This window comes from Pantoea sp. B9002 (assembly GCF_013385945.1).
In the GTDB taxonomy this organism is placed as follows: domain Bacteria; phylum Pseudomonadota; class Gammaproteobacteria; order Enterobacterales; family Enterobacteriaceae; genus Pantoea.
Genome location: NZ_JACAPA010000002.1, coordinates 132899 through 156066 on the forward strand (window position 1 = coordinate 132899; position 23168 = coordinate 156066).

Below are 23168 nucleotides of genomic sequence, written 5' to 3' on the forward strand. Positions count from 1 at the left end.
GAATCAGAGAAGTTGGCCCATATAAATGGCGTTGCTGCGCATAATCGGCGTGAAGCCGAGGCGCTGATAGAAACCGCACACCTGCTCGTTCTGCAGGCTGACGCCGAGGTAAACGCCCGACACGCCTGCGGCACGCAGATCGTGCAGCAGCTGTTCAATCAGCTTGCGGCCCCAACCGCCTTGCTGCGCGGCGGGTAACAGATTGATGTGCAGATGCGCAGGCCACTGCGTTACCAGCTGATCCGCTGCTGCATCGGGCTGATGAATCGCTTCCAGCACTTTGCTGTCGAGCGCCGCCTGCGGTGCGTAATCGCGATACTGCTGCTGCAGCTGCGGCCACCAGGCGGTATTCAGCTGCGCTTCGAAAGCGCGCGTATCGGGTGCGGCGACCGCGTAGCCGACCACCTCGCCGTGCTGTTCCAGTACATAAGCAAATTCGGGCGCAAAGCGCGCGTAGGGAATGACAAAGCGCAGGCCGGGCAGCGCGGGATCGGAGTAGAGCGCGCTGGCATCGGTGCCGGCATTGGCGGTCTCTAAGCAGATGCGCGACAAGGCGGGAAAATCTGCCTCACTGGCGCGACGAATAACACCTTCAGCCGTCATGGTGGAGCCTCTGTGGTCAGGAGATGAACAGATTTTACGGTAAAGAAAGCCGACTTAGTTTTCAAGGTGTAATAATTGCGCTGGCGCACAAAGCTGATGCGAACTATAACCACAAAGCATGACTGAGTGCCGGACAAACTCACACACAACGCCGGTACGTGCGCGTGTTGAAGGCATATTGCCTTTCGCTCACCTATCGCAGTGATAATAACTATAGGATTTTCATATGCTTTATCAGTGAGTTAAAGCGGCTCGCTTGCTTGAGTGATTTATACTGATGCTCAGGCTTAACTCTGCAGTGCTGTCCGGTTTGCGCGCTGAATCGCAGCATCCTCTGCTGTTCTGACGGCTTTTCTTCTTACTCTTTGCACTGTATCACAGAGCAAAAATTCCGCAGTGGTGATGTTTGACTTTCTTTTGTGCATAAAGTAAGTATGAATTATGTGCGTTGTTGCTGCTGAATCAACCTGCCGGGAATCGCAGGTGTCGAGATGAAGGGATGCCAGTCATCTGTTGGAGAAACCGAGCATGATGTGTGATTCAACCAATCGTCCTTCCCGTTTGCAAAGCTCACTGCGCACCGTGTCGCGTCTGGTCTCAGCCGGGATTCTGCTCGGTGTGACCATGGCAACCGCGCAGGCCGTTACCCTGAATGAGTGGGACATTTACAACTATCCGCAGCAGACCGAAGCGGTGGATGAAGCGGTAAAAGCGTTCCAGCAAAAGAATCCGGGCATTGTGATTCAGCGTTCGGTGCACTCCTTCGAAGACACGCGCATTCCGCTCAAGCTGGCGTTGACCGCCGGTGACGGCCCGCAGATTGCCCAGGTGAATCAGGGCGGCGGCGATATGGGCTCGCTGGTGAAAGACAAACTGCTTTGGCCGCTGGATGATTACGCCAAAACTTACGGCTGGACCACGCGCTTCCCGGATTCGATCCTGAAACGTAACCGCTGGTCGGATAAACAAGATTTCGGCAGCGGCAAACTCTACGGCGTGGCGAGCCTCGGCGAGATGGTGGGTTTGTACTACAACAAAGCGCTGCTGGATAAAGCCGGTGTCGCGGTGCCGAAAACCTTGCCGGAACTCGAACAGGCGATGGAGAAACTCAAAGCCGCTGGCACACCGCCGATGATGCTCGGCCTGCTCGACGGCAACATGGGCCAGCAGCTGCTCAGCACCTTGTGGGAAGCGCAGATTGAGAGCAGCGACCGGAAAAAACTCGACGATCTGATTTACGACGTGGGCGGCACGTTCAAAGACGACAAGCTGGTGAAAGCCGCCAATCTGATGAAAGGCTGGAACGACAAAGGCTATCTGTTCCCCGGCTTCCAGGGCATTGGGCACGACGATGCTGCGACCCTGTTCCAGAATGGTCAGGCTGCGTTCCTGGTAAGCGGAACCTGGTATCTCGGCCAGTTTAAAGACAACAAGGATCTGCACTTCGCCGCGATGCCTGCGGGTGAGGGCGTGCAGCATCCGCTTATGGTGGGCGGCACCGATCTGGCGTTCTCCATCACCAGCACCGCTAAAGACAAAGCGCAGCAGGACGCAGCAGCGAAGTTTATCGATTACATCGTCTCGGATGAGATGGCGAATCGCTGGCTGAAAGTGGGCTTCTTGCCGGCTGGCACCAGCAAAAATGCGCAGATTCCGGCGGATAACCCGCTGCTGGCGGAAGCGTATCAGGTGTGGGTGACGCTGAATGACAACGATGGTCTCGGCCATTATCTCGACTGGGCCACGCCAACCATGAACGCTGAGCTGAATCAGAATGTGCAGCTGCTGCTGGCGGGACGTCAGACCGCCGATCAGATGGTGATCAACTTCGATAACAACTATCAACGTTACCTGAAAACCCTCAAGCACTGATGACGTACGGCCCGGCGTGAGTGGCCGGGCCGCGAACAGGCCCGCAAGCGAGTACGGTTATGCTGAATAAATCTGCCTGGCGCAATGCGCTCTATCTTCTGCCCGCGGTGCTGGTGTATGCGGTGTTTCTGCTGATGCCGCTATTGGCCTCGTTAGGGATCAGCTTCACCGAGTGGGACGGCACCTCGTGGCCGATTTTCATCGGCATGGGCAACTATCTGCGCATGTTCCAGGATCCGGTGTTCTGGGTGGCGCTCGGCAATAATGCCTTGCTGATGCTGTTCTACACGCTGTTTCCGATTGGCGTTGGACTGCTGCTGTGCAGCTTCCTGTATGAGACGCGCAATAACAAAGAGCGCAGCGTGCTGCGTATCCTCTTCTTCCTGCCGTACATCATGCCGATGGCGGTGCTCGGCGTGGTGTGGCGCTGGCTGTATAACCCGGCGTTTGGCCCTATCGATCAGTTCCTGCGCGCCGTGGGTTTGCCGCAGCTGGCGAAGTCGTGGCTGGGGGATTTTACCTGGGCGCTGCCTGCGGTCGGCTTTGTCGCCACCTGGTACTTCTTCGGTTTCTGCCTGGTGCTGTTTATGGCTGGCTTGCAACGCATGGATCCGTCGCTGCTGGAAGCGGCCGATCTCGATGGTTCATCACGTCGCCAGAAATTTATGCGCATCACGCTGCCGTCGCTGCGTCCCGAACTGCGTATCGCGCTGCTGCTGACGGTGATCGCCAGCCTGAAAGCTTTCGATCTGGTCTACGTGATGACGCAAGGCGGGCCGGGCACTTCCACCATGGTGACCAACATCTTTATGTATAAGCAGGGCTTTGACCTGCACTACTTCGGCTATGCCTCCGCCGTGGCGGTGTTCAGTATGCTGATTGTGTTGATGATCAACGGCTTAATTCATCTATGTTTACGGGAGCGTCACTGATGCGCGGCACGCCAACTGTCTCACGCGCGCTGATCTGGATTGTCGCGCTGATGACCATTCTGCCGTTTTTAATGGCGCTGATGACCTCGTTCAAAACCCAGATGGAGCTGTTTCAGGGCGTGTTCACCTTGCCCTCGTCGCTCAATTTTAAAAACTACGTCACCGCGTGGCAGCAGGGACATTTCAACGTCTACTTCATGAACTCGGTGTTGGTGGTGATTCCGGTGGTGATCTGCAGCATGCTGCTCGGCATTCTGGCGGGATTCGGTTTTGCCTGGCTGAAGATCCCCGGCAAAACGGTGGTTGCCGCGCTGCTGGGCCTTGGCATGGTGCTGCCGAGTGAGGCCTTTATTATTCCGCTCTATCACGAGCTACGCTGGATGGGCCTCACCAACACTTATCTGGCGCTGATTCTGCCGCAAATCGCCTTGTCGCTGCCGTTTACCACGCTGATGATCGCCACCGCGCTTCAGCAGGTGCCGCGCGAGCTGGTGGAAGCGGCGGTGATGGATGGTGCGTCGCGCCGTAAAATTCTCTGGGGCCTGCTGGTGCCGGCGATTTGGCCGACGCTGTCCACGCTGGCGCTGCTGCTGTTTATCTGGACGTGGAATGAGTTCCTTATCCCGCTGATTTTGTTGAATAAAGATGAGCTGCGCACCTTGCCGATCGGCATGATGTTTTTCCAGAACAAAAACACCATCGATATTCCGGTGCTGATGGCGGGCGCGATGATTGTCATCCTGCCGCTGGTGGCGGTGTTCCTGGTGTTCCAGCGCAAATTTATCAGCGGCGTCACCGAAGGCGCGGTCAAGTAGGGTCGCATACCACAATCATCACGGTCGCCATGAATGGCGACCCTACAAATCCGCATACCCCCGTCGTAGGGTCGCCATTCATGGCGACCTTTATGATGAACGCACGATACGTAATGCCATTAATGGCGATCGTCACACGTTGTCCACCAGCAAAAGGTTTTGGTCATGCGGCGCGTGCTGCAATAGCGCATCGCCGCTATTCAGGAGAACCGCATGCACGTTTCACTGGCTGATTTCTATCCCATCGCCGATGGCGAAACGCTGGATACTTACTGCTTCCAGCGCGCACTCAATCATCTGGCATCGCGCGGCGGCGGCACTTTGTCGGTGCCGCCTGGCCGCTATCATCTCGGCACGCTAACGCTGGGTTCCAACATCAATCTGCATCTCGAAGCGGGAGCCACGCTGCTCGCCAGCTCACGCGTTGAGGATTATCAGCAGCAGCTGGCGCAGAGCCAGGCGGAACTGTCGCAGCATGTACTGCTGTACGCCGCCGGGCAGCGCAATATCAGCATCAGTGGCAAAGGAGTGATCGACGGTAACGGCGATGCGTGGTTTGCTGCGGAGAAGGACGATCAGGGTTATCGCCTGCCGCGTGCGCAGCGCCCGCGCATCGTGGTATTTGAGGATTGCGAGCAGGTGGCGCTGGAAGATTTCACCATTATTCAGGCGCCGATGTGGACGGTACATTTGGTGAGTTGCCGCCATGTGCATGTCGATCATCTCACCATCGATAACAGCATGAGCATGCCGAACACCGATGCGCTGGATATCGACAGCTGTGAAGCGGTGTTTGTCAGCAACAGCTACCTGAGCGCGGCCGATGACGCCATCTGTATCAAAACCACCCAAAAACCCGCGCATCTGCGACGTGCCGCGCGACAAATAATGATCAGCAACTGCCTGCTGCGTTCCTACAGCTGCGCGTTCAAAATCGGCACTGAAACCTTCGACGACGTGGAAGATGTCACCGTCTCCGGCTGCACCATCTTTGATTCCAACCGCGCGATTGGCTTGCTGTCGCGCGATGGCGGCCAGTTCCGCCGTTTGCTGTTCAGCAATATCACGCTGGCCTGCCGTCACGCGCCGCCATGTCATTGGGGCAAGGCTGATGCGCTGTTTGTTTCAGTGCGCGCACGCGATCCGGCGATAGCGCCGGGCAGCATTGAGCAACTGCAATTCAGCAACGTCAGCGGTGTGATGGAAGGGGCAATTAACCTGCATGCGGAACAGCCGGGACAGATTCGTGATGTGATGCTGGCGAATGTGCAGCTGCGGCAAGTGCTGGCGGCAGGCGCGGATCAAGGGCATTACGATGTGCGCCCGCCGTGTAATCCGGAATCGCCAACCGGCATGGGCCTCGACAATGCGTACAAGTTGGATAGCGCATCCGGTTTAGCGTACGGCGTCGCCGCCTATCCGGATGGCTTGCCGGGCGTGTTTGCGCGCGGCGTGAAGAATCTGCAGTTGCATAACGTGGTGATTACGCGCCCGCAGCCGTTGCCGCAAGGCTGGCATGCGGAAACGGTGCAGATTTTGGAATAATGAATGCCAGTCTGCAGCGATGCAATTCACCAGTCCACATTTTCGCAAATCGCACATATTCGTAGCGGCGCGATTTATCGCGCGGTTTTTACCTGATATCCGCACTTTGCCTCTTCAGGCTTTGCGCAATAAATTGCGCCGCTACGGTGCGTGCGGTCATTGATTAACCATCAAATATTACACTGCAGCAGCGATAGCCGCGCCCAGCTCCTCGGTTGACGCGCTGCCGCCGAGGTCGCGCGTCAGGCTGTTGCCCGCTGCCAGCGTGCGCTCGATGGCATCCAACACCGCTGCGCCCGCTTCGGCGTAACCAAGATGCTCCAGCATCATCGCGCCACACCAAATCTGGCCAATCGGGTTAGCAACGCCTTTACCGGCGATATCGGGCGCCGATCCATGCACCGGCTCGAACAGGCTGGGGAATTTGCCTTCCGGGTTGATGTTAGCCGAAGGCGCAATGCCAATGGTGCCGGTACAAGCCGGGCCGAGATCCGACAGGATGTCGCCAAACAGGTTGCTGGCCACCACCACATCGAACCAATCTGGATGCAGCACGAAGTTGGCGGTAAGAATATCAATATGATATTTATCGACTTTCACTTCAGGATAGCTCGGTGCCATCGCTTCCACGCGGCTGTCCCAGTACGGCATGGTAATGGCGATGCCGTTGGATTTCGTCGCAGAAGTAAGATGCTTTTTCGGGCGCTTCTGCGCCAGTTCGTAGGCAAATTTCAGGATGCGATCGACACCAACCCGCGTCATCACCGTTTCCTGAATCACCACTTCACGATCGGTGCCGGGGAACATGGTGCCGCCCACCGACGAATACTCGCCCTCGGTGTTTTCACGCACCACGTAGAAATCAATATCGCCCGGCTGACGATTGGCCAGCGGCGCTTTGACGCCCGGCATCAAACGCACCGGACGCAGATTGACGTACTGATCAAACTCGCGACGGAACTGCAGCAGCGATCCCCACAGCGACACGTGATCCGGCACCACATCCGGCCAACCCACCGCGCCAAAGTAGATCGCATCGAACTGGCTGAGCGTGGCGAACCAGTCATCGGGCAGCATTTTGCCGTGCTGCTGCCAATATTCGGCGCTGGCGAAATCAAACCATTGCCACTCCAGCGCAATATCAAATTTCTTTGCCGCTGCATCCATCACGCGGATGCCTTCCGGCATCACTTCTTTGCCAATGCCATCGCCAGGGATGACGGCGATTTTATAGGTTTTGCCGCTCATAGGGTTTCTCGCAGGTTGCTGTTGATGTTCTGTACGCAGTATAACCATGCATCTGTGGGAAATAATTAGCCTGAGCGATAAGCCAATGTTGAATAAAAGTAGAGAATCGCGCACCTCAACCGACGATCTGGCCTTCTTCGTGCGCGTGGCGGCGCTGGACAGCTTAACCGCCGCCGCACGCGAACTCGGCTTATCATTACCGGCGGTGAGTAAGCGGCTGAGCCAGCTTGAGCAGCGGCTGGGCGTGCAGCTGCTTAAGCGCACCACGCGGCGGCTGGAGCTGACGGCGGAGGGCAAACGCTATCTGGATGGTGCGCGTCCGCTGCTCGATCAGCTGGCGGAGCTGGAAGAGTCGGTGAGCAGCCAAACGTCGGTGCTGCGCGGCTCGCTCAACATCAACGCCTCTTTCGGCTTTGGTCGACGTCACGTCGCACCTTGCGTGTCACGTTTTGCCGCGCTGCATCCCGAATTGGCGATGAGTTTGCAGCTCAGCAGCCAGCCGCTCAATTTTCTTGATGCGCGCGTGGACATTGATATCCGCGTCGGCGAGCCGCCCGATGCGCGGCTCATCGCCCGGAAGCTGCGCACCAATCCGCGCGTGCTGTGCTGCTCGCCAGCATATGCCGCGCGCCACGGCATGCCTGCCAGCATCGCAGCGCTGGCGCAGCACAACTGCATTTTGCTGCGCCAGTTTGACAGTGATTTCGCGCTGTGGCGTTTAGGCGATGGCACCCAGCAGCTGACGCAGAAGGTGCGCGGCAGCTTAATCACCAACGATGGCGAAGTGGCGATGCAAATGGCGTTGGATGGGCACGGCATTCTGTTGCGTTCGTGGTGGGATGCGCAACACAGCATCAAGCGCGGTGAATTGCTGCACGTATTGCCAGCGTGGAGCGCCGCCGATGGCGACATTTTTGCCGTCTGGCAGCCGCAACGTCAGCTGCCAGCGCGGATTAGTGCGTTTGTGGATTTTTTGCAGATGGCGTTGTAGATGGGTGTGGTTTTTCCCTCACCCTAACCCTCTCCCAAAGGGAGAGGGAACCGATTGTGCACCGGCTGCTCCCTCTCCCGCCTGCGGAAGAGGGCTGGGGTGAGGGCAAGCAATCCGCACCTACCCACGCCGCAATCCCGCCACATCTACCTGCCACTGATGCAGCTTGTTATACAGCGCGGTGCGTGAAATCCCCAGCAGCTGCGCGGACTGGCGCAGGTTGCCTTTTTGCTCGCGCACCACCTGCATGACATGCTGACGCTCATTCTCCTGCAGCGAGGTCAGTTCGCTGGCGACAGGCGCGCTACGCTGCCCCATCTCTTCCGGCAGATCGTGGCGATCAATCTCCAGCCCTTCACACAAATTCACCATGCGCTCGACCAGATTCTCCAGCTCGCGCACGTTGCCGGGCCAGGGCCACGCCTGTAAACAGCTCATCGCCTCGGTGGAGAGCTGCGGCGCAATGCGCTTCAGCCGGGTGCAGAGCGCCTGAATAAAAGTATTCACCAGGCCGGGAATATCCTCCTGACGCTCGCGCAGCGGCGGGATTTCCAGCGAAATCACATTCAGGCGATAGTAGAGATCGCGACGGAACGCGCCTTTCTCCACCGCATCCAGCAGATTGCAGTGGGTGGCGGCGATGATGCGCACATTCACCTTGATGGGATGCGCCGCGCCGATTCTCACCACTTCGCCCTCCTGCAGCACGCGCAGCAGGCTGGTTTGCGCCTCGAGCGGCATCTCGCCAATCTCATCGAGGAACAAGGTGCCGCCATCCGCCAGCTCAAATTTGCCCGCCGAGCCACCGCGCCGCGATCCGGTAAAAGCGCCGTCGACATAGCCAAACAGTTCGCTCTGCACCAGATCACGCGGCAGCGCGCCGCAGTTCAGCGCGATAAACGCTTCCTGCTGGCGCGGGCTGGCGTTGTGAATCGCCTGCGCGAACAGCTCTTTGCCGGTGCCGCTTTCGCCCGTCAATAACACCGTACTGTCGCTGCGGCTGCTGGCGCGCGCTTTCTGAATCGCTTGCAGCACGCGCGGCGCGTGCCCGCGAATCATCTCAAAGGTGTAGCTGGCGCCCACGCCCATCACGCGGCGCGTAATGGCGCGGATACGTTGATTCTCGCGCAGCGACAGCACGCGGCCACCGTCGGGTGCGGGCATCAGCGAAATCAGGCAGGAAAGGGGATGCACGCCATCCGGCATAAATTGCAGCTCGCGGTCATTGCAAAACGGCATGGTGAGCAGCGATCCGCCTTGCGGTTGCAGCAGCACGTCGATCGGCCCGGCGCTGGGATCGAGGCCGCTAAAGATCTGGCGCGCATAGCGGTTCAGCGTTTTGATGCGGCCGTGACGATCGCAGACGATCACGCCTTCATTCAGGGTTTCGAGGATCGACTGCTGCTCGGCCAGCAAACGGCGCAGCATCAGCTGCTGACCAACCGCTTCGGCTGCCGCCTGCACCGTGCCGAGCGTATGCGCATTAAAGTTGTCGGGCGTGGCGGTCAGCGTTAGCACGCCCAGCAGCTGGCCGCTGGCATCGCGCACCGGTGCGGCAGCGCATTGGCGATGGCGTTTGCGCAGATCCAGCTTCCAGTTTTCGCCGCTCAGCACATACACCAGCCGCTGCTCAATCAGGCAGCGCGCGGTGCAGTTGGTGCCGAGCACCTCTTCGCGCAGGATGCTGCCGACCGGCGTCAGATCCGCGCCGCAGAAGTGCAGCGTCACGCCTTGCGCATCGGTCAGGTTGATGTGGCCATCCGGGTTATACGCCAGCAGGTTTTCCATGATGCTGCGCGCTGCGAGGATCAACTCGGCGTTGTGCTCAAGGATCGCCGCCAGTTCCGCAGCGGGCGGTGAGACATAGGCAAAGGTGGCGGGATCGATCGCGCGCTGCTGCGATCGCTGCCACGACTGCAAAATGCTGTGACGCATCCAGCCGGGCTGTTCACCGCGTTCGAAGCTGTGCCAGCCTTGCCACAACAACGTATCCCATTCGCCCACCTCCGCGCTGTCCGGCAGGCTGAAGATCGGATCGCTCTCATCTTTAAACGGCAAACGCTCACTGGCACGCATGTCACACTCCTGATCAGGATGGAATGTTCATTTTATTGACATGTTAAGTTGACATGTAAATTTTGTTGCCAGATTGTGAGCTATATCTGTGTTATGCCTCACATAAAACGCGGTGCTGCAGTTGGCATCGCCTTTGCACTACAGTTTGCACATCCCTGCGCTCGAATGAGCACATCCAAAACATTAAGGAATAGATCATGACATTTCATCTTAAGCCCGTACGCGTCGGCCTGATTGGCGCGGGACGCATGGGCAGCTTCCACGCGGAAAACCTTGCCTGGCGGGTGCCGGGTGCGATCCTCGCGGCGGTGGCCGATCCACAACCGGGCGCGGCCGACGCGCTGACCAATAAGCTCGGCGTCGCCAAAGCCTATAGCGATCTGCATGCGCTGCTGCAGGATCCCGAGATTGAAGCGGTGGCGATTGCCGCGCCAGCGCGAACACACGCCGAATGGGTGATCGCTGCCGCGAAGGCGGGCAAACATGTGTTCTGCGAGAAGCCGATGGCGGTGACGCTGGATGAGGCGGATCGCGCCATTGCTGCCGCGAAAGATGCCGGCGTGGTGTTGCAGGTCGGTTTTAACCGCCGCTTTGATTCCGGCTTTGCGGCGGCGATCGCCGCGGTGAAAGCGGGTGAAAATGGCACCACGCAGCTGAGCCGATCGCTGACGCGCGATCCCGGTCTGCACGATCCTTCGCGCATCCCGCAGTGGACGATCTTCCTTGAAACCTTGATCCACGATTTCGACACGCTGCTGCACTTCAACCCTGGCGCGAAGCCGGTGGAAGTCTATGCGCTGGCCGATGCGCTGGTGCGTCCGGATTTCAAAGATAAAGGCTTGCTCGACACCTCGGTGGTCACCATTCGCTTTGATAACGGCGCGATTGCCACCGCTGAAGCCAACTTCCAGGCGGTGTATGGCTACGACGTGCGCGGCGAAGTGTTCGGTAGCAAAGGCATGTTGCAGGCGGGCCACATCAACGCCAATCACTGCGTGCGCTATCACCAGGATGGCATCGCGATTGCAACCTCACGCATGGATTCAGACCTGCTGCGCGAAGCCTATGTGGCGGAGATGGCCGAGTTTGCCCGCTGCATTCGCAGTGGCGAAACGCCGCGCGCCACCGGTGAAGATGCGCGTAACGCGCTGGAGATCGCGCTGGCCTGTATTGATTCGGTGCAGCAGCAGCAACCCATCAAACTGGGAGCTCGCTAATGGCCGGTTATCAGCTGTCGGTATGTGCCGAAATGGTGTTTCTCGATCTGCCTTTCGTCGAGCGCGTGAAACGCATTCATGAACTGGGCTTTGGCGTCGAAATCTGGGGCTGGGCCAACAAAGATATCGATGCGCTGGCGGCGACCGGCGCGCGTTTCACCTCGATGACGGGCTACCTTAGCGGCAACCTGACTGATGATGACGAGATTCAGCAGCTGCTGCAAAGTGCCGAAGCGTCGCTGGCGGTGGCCGAGCGGCTCAACTGTCCGGCGTTAAACCTGCATGGCACCGGGCTGGACGACAAAGGTTTGCCGGTTAAACCGGTTGAAGTGGTTACCGGCGCGATGTGGCTGAAAGCGGCCGATACGCTACGCAAAGTGGCGCAACTGGGCGAGCGCGCCGGACGCGTCTTCACGCTGGAGAACCTTAACTTGCCTGTTGATCATCCCGGCACGCCGTTCGCTTTGGCCGCCGACACGCTGGCGCTGGTGGAAGCGGTTAACAGTCCGGCGCTGAAGATGAACCTCGACCTGTATCACGCGCAGATTGGCGAAGGCAATTTGATCGAACTGATTCGCCGCTGTGGTTCGGCGATTGGTGAGATTCAGGTGGCCGATGTGCCGGGGCGTCAGCAGCCGGGCACCGGCGAAATTAACTATCGCGCCATCGCCCGTGCGCTACACGATGTCGGCTATCAGGGCACTGTGGCGCTGGAAGGCTGGGCCAGCGGCGACAGCAATGCCGCGCTGCAGCAGTTCCGCGATCATTTCACCCTTTAGCTGTTCTGCCGCCGGGTATTTGCCTGTTGCCCGGCGTTAACTTCATGAAATAAATAATAATATCTCAACCCTACAGGACTAACCCATGAACATCAGAAATGTGATGCTGTGTCTCTGCGCGCTGCTGCTCAGCCTGAGCGCGAGCGCTAAAACCTTCACCGTCGGCGTCGCGCTGGCTAACTTTGATCTCAACTTCGTTTCGATTTTGCGTACCCAGATGCAGGCAGAGCTGAAAGCTAACCAGCTTAACAGCCAGTTTGTCGATGCCAAAGGCGATGTCGCGCTGCAAGTGCAGCAGGTGGATGATTTTGTTAATCAGGGCGTCGATGCCATCATCCTCAATCCGGTGGATACCCAAGGCGTATTGCCGATGATTACCGCAGCGAAAAAGGCTGGCATTCCGCTGATCTTCGTCAATCGTAAGCCAGAAGTGAAGTTGCCAACCGACATGGCCTATGTTGGCTCTGACTCGGCGTTGGGTGGCGAAATGCAGATGGAAGCGCTGGCGAAGAAGATGAACTACAAAGGCAACGTGGCAATTCTGATGGGCGCGCTATCGAATGAAGAGGCGCGCGAACGCACCCGCGCGGTGGAAGCGGTGATCGCCAAATACAAAGATATGAAGGTGATTGAGAAGCAGAGCGCCAAATGGCAGCGCAACGAAGCGGTGGATGTGGTGTCGAGCTGGCTGCTGAATCAGCGCCCGATTGACGCTATCGCAGCGAATAATGATGAGATGGCGATTGGCGCCATCATGGCGCTCAACCAGGCGAAGAATGAGAAGATTTTGGTCGCCGGCATCGACGGCACGCCGGATGGTCAGCAGTTCGTGAAGAACGGCAAAATGACGCTGACCATTTTCCAGGATGCAAAAGGGCAGGCGACTGGCGCGGTGCAGGTGACCAAAGCGCTGTTGGAGAAGCAGAAAGTACAGGAATTTAACTGGATTCCGTATCAAACCATCACGCCTGAGAACTATGCGCAGTTTGTGGCGAAATAGTTTGTTCCCTCACCCTAACCCTCTCCCGCAGGCGGGAGAGGGAACCGTTCGGAGTTTGCTTTGCTCCCTCTCCCGTTGGGTGAGGTCTCGATCACAGATCCAATTATCATTTATTAACGCAACTAAACTTTCCTCCCGCTCCGCCGATGTTTTTTACCACTGAGTCCGTGCGCTTGGCCCCACGCTTTTGGGGCTCTACGATCAACTTCTGGTGTGGAAAAATGTCATGATCGCAACGCCCTTGTCAGGCCCGGTGGCTTCGCCGCTGGAGATGGTTTCGCTCACACTTATCGCTCAGCGCGCGGATAGCCTGGCGGTGATCCTCAGTTGGGCGCTGTTGCCGATTGCGCTTGGCGTTGGCTGGCTCAACGACAGCGTGCTGGTGGCGCTAAGTGCGGGTTTGGCATTGGCGCTGCTGGCGACGTTTTTCGGCACTGCGCTGCGCGGCACGCTCACGTCGCGGTTGGTGTTATCTGCGTTGTTAATCGGCTGGGCCGGTTTGCTGATTCAGGTTGGCGGCGGCGCAACCGAATACCACTTCTCGGTGTTTGTGCTGATGTCGGCGCTGCTGGCGTGGCGCGATGTGCGCCCGTTATTGATGGGTGCAGCAGCGGCGGCTACGCATCATGTGTTATTCAATTATCTGCAGGAAAATGATCTGTTCGGCGTGGTGGTGTTCCATCATCCGGGCTGGGACATGGTGTTTTTCCACGCGCTGTTTGTGGTGGTGCAAACCGCGATGCTGCTGGTGATTGCGCGCCAGATGGCAGCCGATGCGCGCTCCGCCAGCGAAGTGGCGCAACTGGCGGCACACATCAATCAGCAAGCCGGTTATCTCACGCTGAGTGCCGATACCCAGCAGAGTGAAACGCCGTTCGCGCGCACCTTTAGTACCACGCTTGGCACTATGCACGGCACTTTGCATCAGGTCAGCGACGGCGTCGGTCAACTGCTGGCAGAATCCGACAGCATTCTGGAGCGCAACGCCGCGCTCTCGACGCGCACCGATGAACAAGCGCAGGCGCTGGAAGTGGCGGCCAGCGCCATGACGGAAATCAGCATCGCCGCCAGCTTAACCCGCGACAAAGCGCAAAGCGCGCGCGAGCTGGCGAGTGAAACCCGTGCGGTGGCGACGCGTGGTGAAGAGAATATTCAGTCGGCGATTCGCTCGATGGAGAAAATCAGCGAAGAGTCGAGAAGGGTGAAAATCATCCTGGAGCTGATCGACGGCATTGCCTTTCAGACCAACATTCTTTCGCTGAACGCCTCGGTAGAAGCGGCGCGCGCCGGTAATCAGGGACGCGGTTTCGCCGTGGTCGCCAGCGAGGTGCGTAATCTGGCGATGCGCAGTGAAAGTGCGGCACGCGAAATCCGTCAACTGATGGATGCCAGTTCCACCAGTACCGAACACGGCACCGTGCAGGTGGAGCATGCGGCGCAAACCATGCGCGAGATTCATAGCAGTATTAGCGGGTTATCGCAGCTGGTGACGGAGCTGTCGGAGATGAGTGAGCAGCAGAATTTGAGCATTGAGCAGATTCAGCAGAGCATCAATAGCATCGATCATAGCGTGCATCATAACGTGCAGCACGTGGCCGAAACCTTGCAGGTGGCGCAGCAGCAACAGCAGCAGGCCAATGCGTTGAAGCAGGCGATTTCGTTGTTTAGGTTGGGGTAGAAACGTCATGGCGTAATGCCGATCAGTTAAGCGCAGAGCGACTTTCGTTCGCCATGTGCTTAGGCAGTTGCAGCACTTTCGTGCGGCGACCGAGCAAAGGGCGTCTGGCCACGCCCTCTGCACTCCCGGGCCTTGCGCCAGCCCAACCCGCCGCTTCGCGGTGCCTTCACTCATTCATGATTCCTGACGGACCGGCGTCGATTCGCTCCTGCTCAGCGCCGCCTCTCGCCGCATCCATGCGGCTCGCCCTGGAATCCCTCATTCGTTCAGCGGGTTAGGATGTCGCCTCAACACCCGCGCTGCAGCAACTCTGCATTTTCCTGACTCTCAATCGCTGCAAATCCTGTAGGGTCGCCATTTATGGCGACCTGGTCAATCACCGCACGGACGCGGTTTACTCTACGCCGTTCACCAACAGCACGCGGTACTTCGCGCCTTTCAGGCGATGCGCTTTGGCTTCCTGATACGCCGGGCTGAAATACCAGCCTTTCGCCGCCTCAGCATCCGGGAACTCCAGTACTACCACGCCTTCCGCTTCCGGGCCTTCCAGCGTTTCCAGTGCACCATAAAACGCCAGCGGGGTGATTGGATGGTCGCCGCGCGCCTGTCCCGCTTTCTCGGAATATGTTGCCAGCTCGTCTTTGTCTAAGGTTTCATCCTTAATAAACACTACATATGCAGCCATTACTTCTCTCCTCGCGCTTGGCGTTTGTCTTCAGTGTTGTTATCGAAATCGGCGGCATCATGGCGCTCCAGCAGCTGATCCTGCGGCTCGGCACCAAAGGCGCGATTCACTTTACGACCGCGAATCACCGCCGGACGCTCGGCAATCTCTTTCGCCCAGCGCACCACATTTTTGTACGACTGCGCATCAAGGAATTCGCTGCCGCCATATTGGTTGTTCAGCACCAGATTGCCGTACCACGGCCAGGTAGCGATATCGGCGATGGTGTATTCGTCACCGGCGAGGAAGCGATGGTCGGCCAGCTGGCGATCCAGCACGTCCAGCTGACGTTTAGCTTCCAGCGTGAAGCGGTTGATGGCGTATTCGATTTTTTCTGGCGCGTAGTGATAGAAGTGGCCAAAGCCGCCGCCGAGGTACGGCGCAGAACCTTGCAGCCAGAACAGCCAGTTCAGGGTTTCGGTGCGGCCCGCCAGCGAGGTCGGCAGGAAGTGACCGAACTTCTCGGCCAGATAGAGCAGGATATTGCCGGATTCAAACACGCGCTGCGGTGGCGTGACGGAATGGTCGCTCAGCGCCGGGATTTTCGAGTTCGGGTTCACATCGACAAAACCGCTGGAGAACTGATCGCCATCGCCGATACGGATCAGCCAGGCATCGTATTCGGCGTCTTTGGCGCCGACCGCCAGCAACTCTTCCAGCAGGATGGTAATTTTCTGGCCGTTTGGCGTGCCGAGCGAGTAAAGCTGCAGCGGATGTTTGCCGACCGGCAGGGTTTTCTCATGCGTCGGCCCGGCGGTTGGACGGTTGGTTTTCGCGCCGTTACCTTTGGCTTCCGGGTCCCAGGTCCAGACTTTCGCGGGCTGATACTGATGTTCCGACATAGTGGTTTCGCCTTGTTGTGGTTGTATTTTTGCTGCTACTGAGTGTAGCAGCGCGTGATACAGGCGATTTAACCGCGCTGGCGGTGGGACGCAAAGTCCGATTATGTAAAGTTCTCTTGCGTAAACAGCATAAAGTCCACTTTACCGGGCTGATAGGTGTCGGGGATGTCGCCCTCTTCCAGATGTCGCAGCATCAGCGTTAAGGCCAGCTGGGCATGGCGCAGGGTGTTTTGATCGAGGGTTAAAGTCAGCACGCGGTCCTGCAACAGCCGGCGCGTGGTGCTGTACAACTCGTGCGTGACGTACAGCACTTTGCCGTCGAGACGATGGCGCGCCAGCGCTTCATGCACCTGGGTGTTGCCAATGCCGGTGTTATACAGCCCGACAATCGGCGGCGAGGCGGCCAGCGTTTTTTCTAACAGGCGGCTGATGCGTTCGCGCTCATCCTGACCGGCCAGAATCTCGCGCAGGCGCAGCTGCGGAAAGCGTTCGGCCAGCACCGCCTGAAAACCCTCAATGCGCAGGCGATGCGCTGCGTAATCGGCGCGTCCGCTCATCAACACCACTTCACCCGGCTGCGATAGCATGCTGCCGAGCATCAAACCGGCGGTGCGTCCGGCTTTGTATTGATCGATGCCGACGTGACATAGCCGCGCGGCATCGGGCAGATCGGCGACCAGCGTGATCACCGGCACGCCGCGCGCTTTACAGGCGGCGAGCGCATCGTAGATCAGCGGGTTTTCATGGGCGAAAACGATCAGCGCATCCATCTTTTTACTGCTGGCAGTGATGTGTGCGGCGAGTTTTTCCGGTGCATTTTCCGGGATCAGTGTGCGATGCAGACGCAGGCGGCGATAACCGAATTCGTCGGCGAGTTTGGCAAAGTCTTGTGCTAATTGCTGGAAGAAGAAGGAGGCATTGCCGCTGAGCAGCACTTCGATCTGCCACGGATGGCGATGCTCTTCGGGCAGAATGCGTTTCAAACCGGCGTCACGCGCCGCCTGCAGGATTTTTTTGCTCATGGCGGGCGATACGCCACCGCGATCGTTGAGGACCCGGTCAACCGTGGCGACACCCACGCCCAGTTGTTTTGCCAGCTCGGCCAGCGTCACTGCTTTCATGTTGCGTGTATTCCATCAGTGCGGGCCCTCATCCTAACCTTCTCCCGCCAGCGGGAGAAGGGACCGATCGAGCAAGCCGCACCATCCAGTTCCTTCTCCCGATCGAGCAAACCGCACCGTTAAGTTCCCTCTCCCAGTGGGAGAGGGTTAGGGTGAGGGCATCAGCGTGTACTTAACTACCCCAACAGCTCACGTTCAATCAGTTCACGCGTTTCCACCGCCTGATACTTCATCTTTTCCGGATAACCAAACAGCGCCGCCGAGATAATCGACTCGCCGCCGACCTTAAAGGTGCGGTTGGCAAAATTCATCTCGCGCAGTGCTTCAAATAGCGCATCGAAATTCACTTCGCCTTCACCGACCGCGACGTGCTGGTGGATGGTGGCATCCACGCCCGGCGGGTTGACGATGTAGCGGCAGTGCTTGGTGTGGTTCATGGTATCGGCGATCAGCATGTGCGACAGATCGTCACCGGCGTAATGCAGCATGTTTTTCACATCGCCCACGCCTTTGTCGTAATAGAAGGTGTGCGGTGCGCTGTAGATGTACTTAACGTTTTCGCTGCGGAACGACTTCACAATGTCCGCGGTTTCGTTGCTCTGCTCGCAAAAATCCCACGGATGTGCCTGAATTTCGACGCGGATGCCTTCACGTTCGATGATCGGCAGCAGCTCTTCCATCGAGCGATAAAACATCTCTTCACAAATTTCCGGCTCGTTGGGATTACCCGACAGCTCGGTGTTGATCACCTGCACGCCCATTTCGACGGCAATCTCGATCATGCGTTTCCAGTTCTTTACCGCCGCCTGACGGCGCAGTTCATCCGGGCCAGACCAGCGATACACGGTAATGAACGAGGAGATCTCCAGCCCGGTGGCATTCAGCGCGTTTTTGTATTCGCGCATGATTTCACGGCTGGCTTTCGGATGTTTATAGAACGGGTTGATCTGCGGGTGCGGCGACTGCTCAATGTACTTGTAGCCCCATTCCGCCACCTGATGCACCATGCGCGTGATGCCGAGATCCCTGATTACATCCACATCAAAAGCGATTTTCATTGTTTTCTCCTGAGCGTTAAGCGGTGCGCTCTTCATTAAAGACCACACCGATCTGTTGCCGCACTGCATCCATCGCGTTCAACGTCGCCAGCGAGGTGGCAAGCGGACGCACAGGCGAGTCGGTCAGGCCCTGATGAATACACCAGGCGGTATGTTCGATTTCATGACTGAGCTGAATATAGCGATTGGCCGGTTCTTCCCAATGCAGCGTGCGGCGACCGTCGCTGGAGGTCAGGCGGAAGTTACCCGGCGCGTAAAACTGGCCGTCGAGATAGAGCGTGGCATCACGCCCGGCGATCACGGCGGTGCCGGGCGTGTTGCTGAACAGCGTGGTGTTCAGCACCGAATGCATGCCGTTGGCGTGGGTCAGCAGCATCGACGCCTGGCCATTCACGCCACCCGGCGCGGGCTGGCCCACGGCGGTTATGCTCGCGGGTGCACCGCCGACCAAAACACTCAACCCCAGCAGATAGCTGCCGAGATCCAGCATGGTGCCGCCCGCTAGATCTGCATTGAAAATGCGGTGATCTTCGGTGAAATACTCACCATGGTCGGCCAGCAGCGTGTGAACTTCACCCAATGCGCCATCGGCTAACAGCTGGCGAATCACATCATATTTCGGCGCAAAGTCGCACCACATCGCTTCAACGCAGAGTCGTTGCTGCTGTTGTGCGGCCTGTTGCAGCTGCAAGGCTTGCTGCGCGTTGAGCGCCAGCGGTTTTTCAATCAGCACATGCTTGCCGGCCTGCAAGGTGCGCAGACCATCGGTGAAGTGGTGATTGTGCGGCGTGGCGATATACACCACATCGACATCGTTACGGTTGAGCAGCGCATCAATGCCTGCAACCGCATGCGGGATTTCCCATTTGCTGGCAAAGGCTTGCGCTTTGTCGAGGCTGCGCGAGGAGACCGCGACCAGCTGCTGCTGCGTATGGTGGCGCAGCGCGTTGGCAAAGTGATCGGCAATCCAGCCGGGCCCGACAATACCCCAGCGCAGCGCAGGAATTTGATGGGCAGGATGACGACGCGGGGCAGGTAAAGTGGCAGGGAACATGGTATCTCCGTTTTTTCGACCTCTTTAAGGCAGATCGCGTTAACTGTAAGAAGAGCAAACCGCAGTCTCTACTCTTTTTCTGATGCGAAACCATCAGGCAAAACCGCTGTTAATGCGCCAATAAATATCAAACATTTATTCTGAATGGTATGAAAATGAAATGAGTTATTTCGTTTTTGCGAGGACGATCAAAATACTGAGAGATTCTCTATCACTCGATGCCATTTGATGATGATTTCTGCGCGGGATGATTGGTGATTTACCGCCGGTTAGGGCATTATTTTTGATAATTTATTATCATTTCAGTTTGGGAAACAGCGCATGAGTAAAATCACCATGACCGCGATTGCCGCCGCCGCCGGTGTTGGCGTGGCGACGGTCGATCGCGTGTTAAACCGTCGTGCACCGGTGCGCGCCGCAACGGAGCAGAAGGTGCTGGAAGCGGCCAATCGCCTCGGTTATCGCATCGGTAATGTGCCGCTGCTGAACGGCACCGCACCCGCCGCCAGCGTGACGCTGCGCATGGGCTTTATCCTGCTGTCAAAATCCTACTCGTTCTATCATTCCCTCACCGATGCGCTGCGCCAGCATACGCAACCCTTGCATCCAGCAGGCAGCGAGCCGCTGTTTACCTGGCACGACATTGATGATGTTGCAGCGGTGGTGGCCTCGCTGTATGCGCTGGCCGAGCAGGTGGATGCCATCGGGTTAGTCGCGCTGGATCACCCGCTGATTCGTCACGCGATAGAAAACGTGTCGCGTCAGGGCGTGCGGGTTTATGCGCTGTTCTCCAACTTTTCGCCGTGCGGTCACGCTGGTTATGTAGGTCTGGATAACCAGAAAGCCGGGCGCACTGCCGCCTGGATTACCACGCACCTGTTGCATCAGCCCGGTTCAGTCGGCGTGCTGGTGGGCGACCATCGCTTTATCTGCCAGGAGAGCAATGAGATCAGTTTCCGCTCCTATCTGCGCGAACAGGACAGCGCGCGGCGCGTGCTGGAGCCACTGAAAACCAATGAATCGATTGATGGCGGCTACCGTTCCACGCGCCAGTTACTGGAAGAACATGCTGATTTGGCGCTGATCTTCGCACCGTGCGGCGGCATCGAGGGCGTGATTCATGCTTTGCGGCAGCAGCCGCAGCGCAAGGTGGCGTTGATTTGTCATGGCCCGGTGAAAGAGGGCGAGCTGGCGCTGATTGACGGCACCATTACCGTGATGATCCGCAATCGCATCGACGAAATGGCCATGCGTCTGGCGCAGATGGTGCAGCAGCATCACGCGGAGCCGGGCGATCATTTCACCCAGATCATTCTGCCATTCGATATCGTCACGCGTGAAAACCTGTAATCCGCGTCATTACTGGATTTGATGGTTTTTCTATCATTTTCATGATGCGAAATACTATGATCGCTATCAAAAAATGAATGTTTCATGGTTGTTGGTGATGAAATATTTATTTGATACTTGCGCCATCCACTACCGCAAGGAACGATCATGACTATTCATATTGCTAACGCGCCCTGTAGCTGGGGCGTTGATGACCCGAAAAATCCTTTCCTGCCGCCGTGGCAGAAAGTCCTGAGTGAAGCGTCGCAGGCCGGTTATAAAAGCATTGAGCTGGGTCCGTGGAGCTATCTGCCGGTTGAGCCTGCCGAACTGCGTCAGCAACTGGAAGCGCATGATCTGTCGCTGGTGGCGGGCACCATTTTTGATGATTTGGTGAGTGAAGCCAATTTCCCGGCGATGGTAGAACTGACGCACAACATCTGTCGCAACCTGTCTCTGGTGCCGACCGCCACTAAAACCCACGCGGACAACAAACCCGCGCCTTATCTGGTAATTATCGACTTCGGTAATCCAGAACGCGCCAAATACGCCGGTCAATCCGATAAGGCGCCGCGCCTGTCAGCTGACGAGTGGCAGCGCATGATGCAGCACATCACCACGCTGAGCCAGATTGCCTGGAACGAATACGGCGTGCGCGCGGTGATCCATCCGCATGCTGGCGGCTGCATTGAGTTCGCCGACGAGCTGCAACAGCTGGTGGAAGAGATCCCGCACGAGGTTGCCGGTTTGTGCCTCGACACCGGCCATCTGTACTACTCCGGCATGGATCCGATTCCTTACCTCAGCCGTTACTGGCATCGCATTGATTACCTGCACTTCAAAGACGTTAACGAAGCGGTATGGCGCGACGTGATTGCGCGCGGCGTTGATTTCTTTGCCGCCTGCGCAGAAGGCGTGATGTGCCCGATTGGTAAAGGGGCGATTGATTATCCGGCGGTGCGTGCCTTCCTGGCAGAGCGCAATTATCAGGGCTGGATCACCGTTGAGCAGGAGCGCGATCCGCGCGATGCCGACACCAGCCTGCGTGACGTCACCGCCAGCCTGCACTATTTGCAATCGGTCGGATTCTGAGGAGAACAGTATGATCAACGGCATTAAAGCTCTGGATCGCTCGCTGCGCTGGGGCATGGTCGGCGGCGGCGGCACCAGCCAGATTGGTTACATTCACCGTTCGGCGGCCACGCGTGACAACAACTTCACGCTGCTGGCGGGCGCATTCGATATCAACGCCGAGCGCGGCCGCGCCTTTGGCACTTCGCTGGGGATTGACGCCGATCGCTGCTACCCAGATTACGAAACGATGTTTGCGGCAGAAGCGGCGCGCGCCGACGGCATCGAAGCGGTGTCGATCGCCACGCCAAACAACACGCACTTCACCATCTGCCGCGCCGCGCTCAATGCGGGTTTGCATGTGGTGTGCGAGAAGCCGCTGTGCTTTACCGCAGCAGAAGCCGATGAGCTGGAACAGCTGTGTGCGGAGAAGAAAAAAATCATCGGCGTAACCTACGGCTACGCCGGACATCAGCTGATTCATCAGGCACGCGAGATGATCGCCGCAGGCTTGCTGGGCGAAATCCGTATCATCAACATGCAGTTCGCGCACGGCTTCCATAACGAAGCGGTTGAGTTGCAGAACGAAAGCACCAAGTGGCGCGTCGATCCGCGCTTCGTCGGGCCGAGCTATGTGCTGGGCGATTTGGCGACGCATCCGCTGTTTATCGCCGAAACCATGGTGCCGCATCTGCAGGTCAAACGCCTATTATGCAGCCGCCAGAGCTTTGTCAAAACCCGTGCGCCGCTGGAGGATAACGCCTTCGTGATGATGGAGTACGACAACGGCGCGGTCGGCACCATGTGGGCATCGGCGGTGAACTGCGGTTCGATGCACGGCCAGAAGGTGCGGGTGATCGGTGAGAAAGCCAGTCTGGAGTGGTGGGACGAACAGCCAAATCAGCTGCGTTATGAAGTGCAGGGCGAGCCGGTGAAGATTCTTGAGCGCGGCATGGGGTATCTGCATCAAAGCGCGCTGGCTGACGATCGCATTGGCGGCGGGCATCCGGAAGGATTGTTTGAAGCCTGGTCCAATCTTTATCGCCGTTTTGCGCTGGCAATGGATGCCACCGATCGTGACGATCGGGCGTTCCTGCAGGATTTCTGGTATCCAGGCGCGCATGCCGGTTTGATGGGCGTGCGTTGGGTGGAGCAGTGCGTGAAATCCGCCGATGCGGGTGCGGTGTGGGTGGATTGTTGAGATTGGTGCGGT

The 23168-nt window shown here is 57.9% G+C and carries 20 protein-coding genes; 12 read left to right on the forward strand and 8 right to left on the reverse strand.

The window, feature by feature from the left end; genetic code table 11:
* Window positions 1-3: 3 nt before the first annotated feature.
* Window positions 4-603, reverse strand: coding sequence for a GNAT family N-acetyltransferase (locus HX773_RS01285; RefSeq protein WP_176970121.1), 600 nt, complete (start codon window positions 601-603; stop codon window positions 4-6).
* 528 nt (window positions 604-1131) lie between these two features.
* Between HX773_RS01285 and HX773_RS01290 the strand changes: the two genes are divergently transcribed.
* The 4 genes from HX773_RS01290 to HX773_RS01305 all read left to right on the forward strand — a co-directional run bounded on the left by HX773_RS01290 (window position 1132) and on the right by HX773_RS01305 (window position 5767).
* Window positions 1132-2475, forward strand: coding sequence for an ABC transporter substrate-binding protein (locus tag HX773_RS01290; RefSeq protein ID WP_176970122.1), 1344 nt, complete (start codon window positions 1132-1134; stop codon window positions 2473-2475).
* A 59-nt stretch (window positions 2476-2534) separates the two neighbouring features.
* Window positions 2535-3407, forward strand: a complete 873-nt coding sequence (locus tag HX773_RS01295) for a carbohydrate ABC transporter permease (RefSeq protein WP_101762375.1) — start codon at window positions 2535-2537, stop codon at window positions 3405-3407.
* Window positions 3407-4222, forward strand: coding sequence for a carbohydrate ABC transporter permease (locus HX773_RS01300; protein ID WP_176970218.1), 816 nt, complete (start codon window positions 3407-3409; stop codon window positions 4220-4222). The genes HX773_RS01295 and HX773_RS01300 overlap by 1 nt, the downstream gene beginning before the upstream one ends.
* A 213-nt stretch (window positions 4223-4435) precedes the next feature.
* Entirely contained in the window at window positions 4436-5767 is a 1332-nt protein-coding gene (locus HX773_RS01305) for a glycoside hydrolase family 28 protein (protein ID WP_176970123.1), read from the forward strand.
* A gap of 177 nt (window positions 5768-5944) precedes the next feature.
* Here HX773_RS01305 and HX773_RS01310 read toward each other — a convergent pair whose 3' ends face one another.
* Window positions 5945-7015: a tartrate dehydrogenase gene (locus HX773_RS01310; protein ID WP_176970124.1), complete on the reverse strand. Its 1071-nt coding sequence runs from the start codon at window positions 7013-7015 to the stop codon at window positions 5945-5947.
* A gap of 85 nt (window positions 7016-7100) precedes the next feature.
* Here HX773_RS01310 and HX773_RS01315 point away from each other — a divergent pair, with 85 nt between their 5' ends.
* Window positions 7101-8006: a LysR family transcriptional regulator gene (locus HX773_RS01315; protein ID WP_176970125.1), complete on the forward strand. Its 906-nt coding sequence runs from the start codon at window positions 7101-7103 to the stop codon at window positions 8004-8006.
* A 120-nt stretch (window positions 8007-8126) separates the two neighbouring features.
* Here HX773_RS01315 and HX773_RS01320 read toward each other — a convergent pair whose 3' ends face one another.
* Window positions 8127-10082, reverse strand: a complete 1956-nt coding sequence (locus HX773_RS01320; protein WP_176970126.1) for a sigma-54-dependent Fis family transcriptional regulator — start codon at window positions 10080-10082, stop codon at window positions 8127-8129.
* Window positions 10083-10279: 197 nt separating this feature from the next.
* Between HX773_RS01320 and HX773_RS01325 the strand changes: the two genes are divergently transcribed.
* The 4 genes from HX773_RS01325 to HX773_RS01340 all read left to right on the forward strand — a co-directional run bounded on the left by HX773_RS01325 (window position 10280) and on the right by HX773_RS01340 (window position 14756).
* Entirely contained in the window at window positions 10280-11299 is a 1020-nt protein-coding gene (locus HX773_RS01325) for a Gfo/Idh/MocA family oxidoreductase (protein WP_176970127.1), read from the forward strand.
* The gene (locus tag HX773_RS01330) at window positions 11299-12078 is read left to right on the forward strand and encodes a TIM barrel protein (RefSeq protein ID WP_176970128.1); all 780 of its coding nucleotides are present in this window, start codon (window positions 11299-11301) and stop codon (window positions 12076-12078) included. The genes HX773_RS01325 and HX773_RS01330 overlap by 1 nt, the downstream gene beginning before the upstream one ends.
* An 85-nt stretch (window positions 12079-12163) precedes the next feature.
* Window positions 12164-13078 carry a substrate-binding domain-containing protein gene (locus HX773_RS01335; RefSeq protein WP_176970129.1) on the forward strand — a complete coding sequence of 305 codons (915 nt, stop codon included), beginning with the start codon at window positions 12164-12166 and terminating at the stop codon, window positions 13076-13078.
* A gap of 226 nt (window positions 13079-13304) precedes the next feature.
* Window positions 13305-14756, forward strand: a complete 1452-nt coding sequence (locus HX773_RS01340) for a methyl-accepting chemotaxis protein (RefSeq protein ID WP_255433152.1) — start codon at window positions 13305-13307, stop codon at window positions 14754-14756.
* 394 nt (window positions 14757-15150) lie between these two features.
* On the opposite strand, the gene HX773_RS01345 is transcribed toward HX773_RS01340, so the two are convergent.
* From HX773_RS01345 to HX773_RS01365, 5 genes are all read right to left on the reverse strand, one after another.
* Window positions 15151-15441 (reverse strand): DUF1330 domain-containing protein, encoded by a 291-nt coding sequence (locus HX773_RS01345; protein ID WP_176970130.1) that lies wholly within the window; start codon window positions 15439-15441, stop codon window positions 15151-15153.
* Window positions 15441-16322 (reverse strand): glutathione-dependent disulfide-bond oxidoreductase, encoded by an 882-nt coding sequence (yghU, locus tag HX773_RS01350; RefSeq protein WP_176970131.1) that lies wholly within the window; start codon window positions 16320-16322, stop codon window positions 15441-15443. The genes HX773_RS01345 and yghU overlap by 1 nt, the downstream gene beginning before the upstream one ends.
* Before the next feature lie 101 nt (window positions 16323-16423).
* On the reverse strand, window positions 16424-17443 hold the full coding sequence (locus tag HX773_RS01355) for a LacI family DNA-binding transcriptional regulator (protein ID WP_176970132.1): 1020 nt from the start codon (window positions 17441-17443) through the stop codon (window positions 16424-16426).
* Between the two features lie 176 nt (window positions 17444-17619).
* Window positions 17620-18501 (reverse strand): sugar phosphate isomerase/epimerase family protein, encoded by an 882-nt coding sequence (locus HX773_RS01360; protein WP_007888450.1) that lies wholly within the window; start codon window positions 18499-18501, stop codon window positions 17620-17622.
* Window positions 18502-18517: 16 nt separating this feature from the next.
* Window positions 18518-19555 carry a Gfo/Idh/MocA family protein gene (locus HX773_RS01365; RefSeq protein WP_176970133.1) on the reverse strand — a complete coding sequence of 346 codons (1038 nt, stop codon included), beginning with the start codon at window positions 19553-19555 and terminating at the stop codon, window positions 18518-18520.
* A 321-nt stretch (window positions 19556-19876) separates the two neighbouring features.
* Here HX773_RS01365 and HX773_RS01370 point away from each other — a divergent pair, with 321 nt between their 5' ends.
* The 3 genes from HX773_RS01370 (at window position 19877) to HX773_RS01380 (ending at window position 23156) form a co-directional block, all read left to right on the forward strand.
* The gene (locus tag HX773_RS01370; RefSeq protein ID WP_176970134.1) at window positions 19877-20905 is read left to right on the forward strand and encodes a LacI family DNA-binding transcriptional regulator; all 1029 of its coding nucleotides are present in this window, start codon (window positions 19877-19879) and stop codon (window positions 20903-20905) included.
* Window positions 20906-21052: 147 nt separating this feature from the next.
* Window positions 21053-21976 carry a TIM barrel protein gene (locus HX773_RS01375; protein ID WP_176970135.1) on the forward strand — a complete coding sequence of 308 codons (924 nt, stop codon included), beginning with the start codon at window positions 21053-21055 and terminating at the stop codon, window positions 21974-21976.
* Window positions 21977-21986: 10 nt separating this feature from the next.
* Window positions 21987-23156, forward strand: coding sequence for a Gfo/Idh/MocA family protein (locus HX773_RS01380; protein ID WP_176970136.1), 1170 nt, complete (start codon window positions 21987-21989; stop codon window positions 23154-23156).
* Window positions 23157-23168 lie beyond the last annotated feature (12 nt).

Bases quoted from the DNA above. Each gene is read 5' to 3' on its own strand.
- HX773_RS01285 (WP_176970121.1), bottom strand. From the start codon at position 603: ATGACGGCTGAAGGTGTTATTCGTCGCGCCAGTGAGGCAGATTTTCCC.
- HX773_RS01290 (WP_176970122.1), top strand. From the start codon at position 1,132: ATGATGTGTGATTCAACCAATCGTCCTTCCCGTTTGCAAAGCTCACTG.
- HX773_RS01295 (WP_101762375.1), top strand. From the start codon at position 2,535: ATGCTGAATAAATCTGCCTGGCGCAATGCGCTCTATCTTCTGCCCGCG.
- HX773_RS01300 (WP_176970218.1), top strand. From the start codon at position 3,407: ATGCGCGGCACGCCAACTGTCTCACGCGCGCTGATCTGGATTGTCGCG.
- HX773_RS01305 (WP_176970123.1), top strand. From the start codon at position 4,436: ATGCACGTTTCACTGGCTGATTTCTATCCCATCGCCGATGGCGAAACG.
- HX773_RS01310 (WP_176970124.1), bottom strand. From the start codon at position 7,015: ATGAGCGGCAAAACCTATAAAATCGCCGTCATCCCTGGCGATGGCATT.
- HX773_RS01315 (WP_176970125.1), top strand. From the start codon at position 7,101: ATGTTGAATAAAAGTAGAGAATCGCGCACCTCAACCGACGATCTGGCC.
- HX773_RS01320 (WP_176970126.1), bottom strand. From the start codon at position 10,082: ATGCGTGCCAGTGAGCGTTTGCCGTTTAAAGATGAGAGCGATCCGATC.
- HX773_RS01325 (WP_176970127.1), top strand. From the start codon at position 10,280: ATGACATTTCATCTTAAGCCCGTACGCGTCGGCCTGATTGGCGCGGGA.
- HX773_RS01330 (WP_176970128.1), top strand. From the start codon at position 11,299: ATGGCCGGTTATCAGCTGTCGGTATGTGCCGAAATGGTGTTTCTCGAT.
- HX773_RS01335 (WP_176970129.1), top strand. From the start codon at position 12,164: ATGAACATCAGAAATGTGATGCTGTGTCTCTGCGCGCTGCTGCTCAGC.
- HX773_RS01340 (WP_255433152.1), top strand. From the start codon at position 13,305: ATGATCGCAACGCCCTTGTCAGGCCCGGTGGCTTCGCCGCTGGAGATG.
- HX773_RS01345 (WP_176970130.1), bottom strand. From the start codon at position 15,441: ATGGCTGCATATGTAGTGTTTATTAAGGATGAAACCTTAGACAAAGAC.
- yghU (WP_176970131.1), bottom strand. From the start codon at position 16,322: ATGTCGGAACATCAGTATCAGCCCGCGAAAGTCTGGACCTGGGACCCG.
- HX773_RS01355 (WP_176970132.1), bottom strand. From the start codon at position 17,443: ATGAAAGCAGTGACGCTGGCCGAGCTGGCAAAACAACTGGGCGTGGGT.
- HX773_RS01360 (WP_007888450.1), bottom strand. From the start codon at position 18,501: ATGAAAATCGCTTTTGATGTGGATGTAATCAGGGATCTCGGCATCACG.
- HX773_RS01365 (WP_176970133.1), bottom strand. From the start codon at position 19,555: ATGTTCCCTGCCACTTTACCTGCCCCGCGTCGTCATCCTGCCCATCAA.
- HX773_RS01370 (WP_176970134.1), top strand. From the start codon at position 19,877: ATGAGTAAAATCACCATGACCGCGATTGCCGCCGCCGCCGGTGTTGGC.
- HX773_RS01375 (WP_176970135.1), top strand. From the start codon at position 21,053: ATGACTATTCATATTGCTAACGCGCCCTGTAGCTGGGGCGTTGATGAC.
- HX773_RS01380 (WP_176970136.1), top strand. From the start codon at position 21,987: ATGATCAACGGCATTAAAGCTCTGGATCGCTCGCTGCGCTGGGGCATG.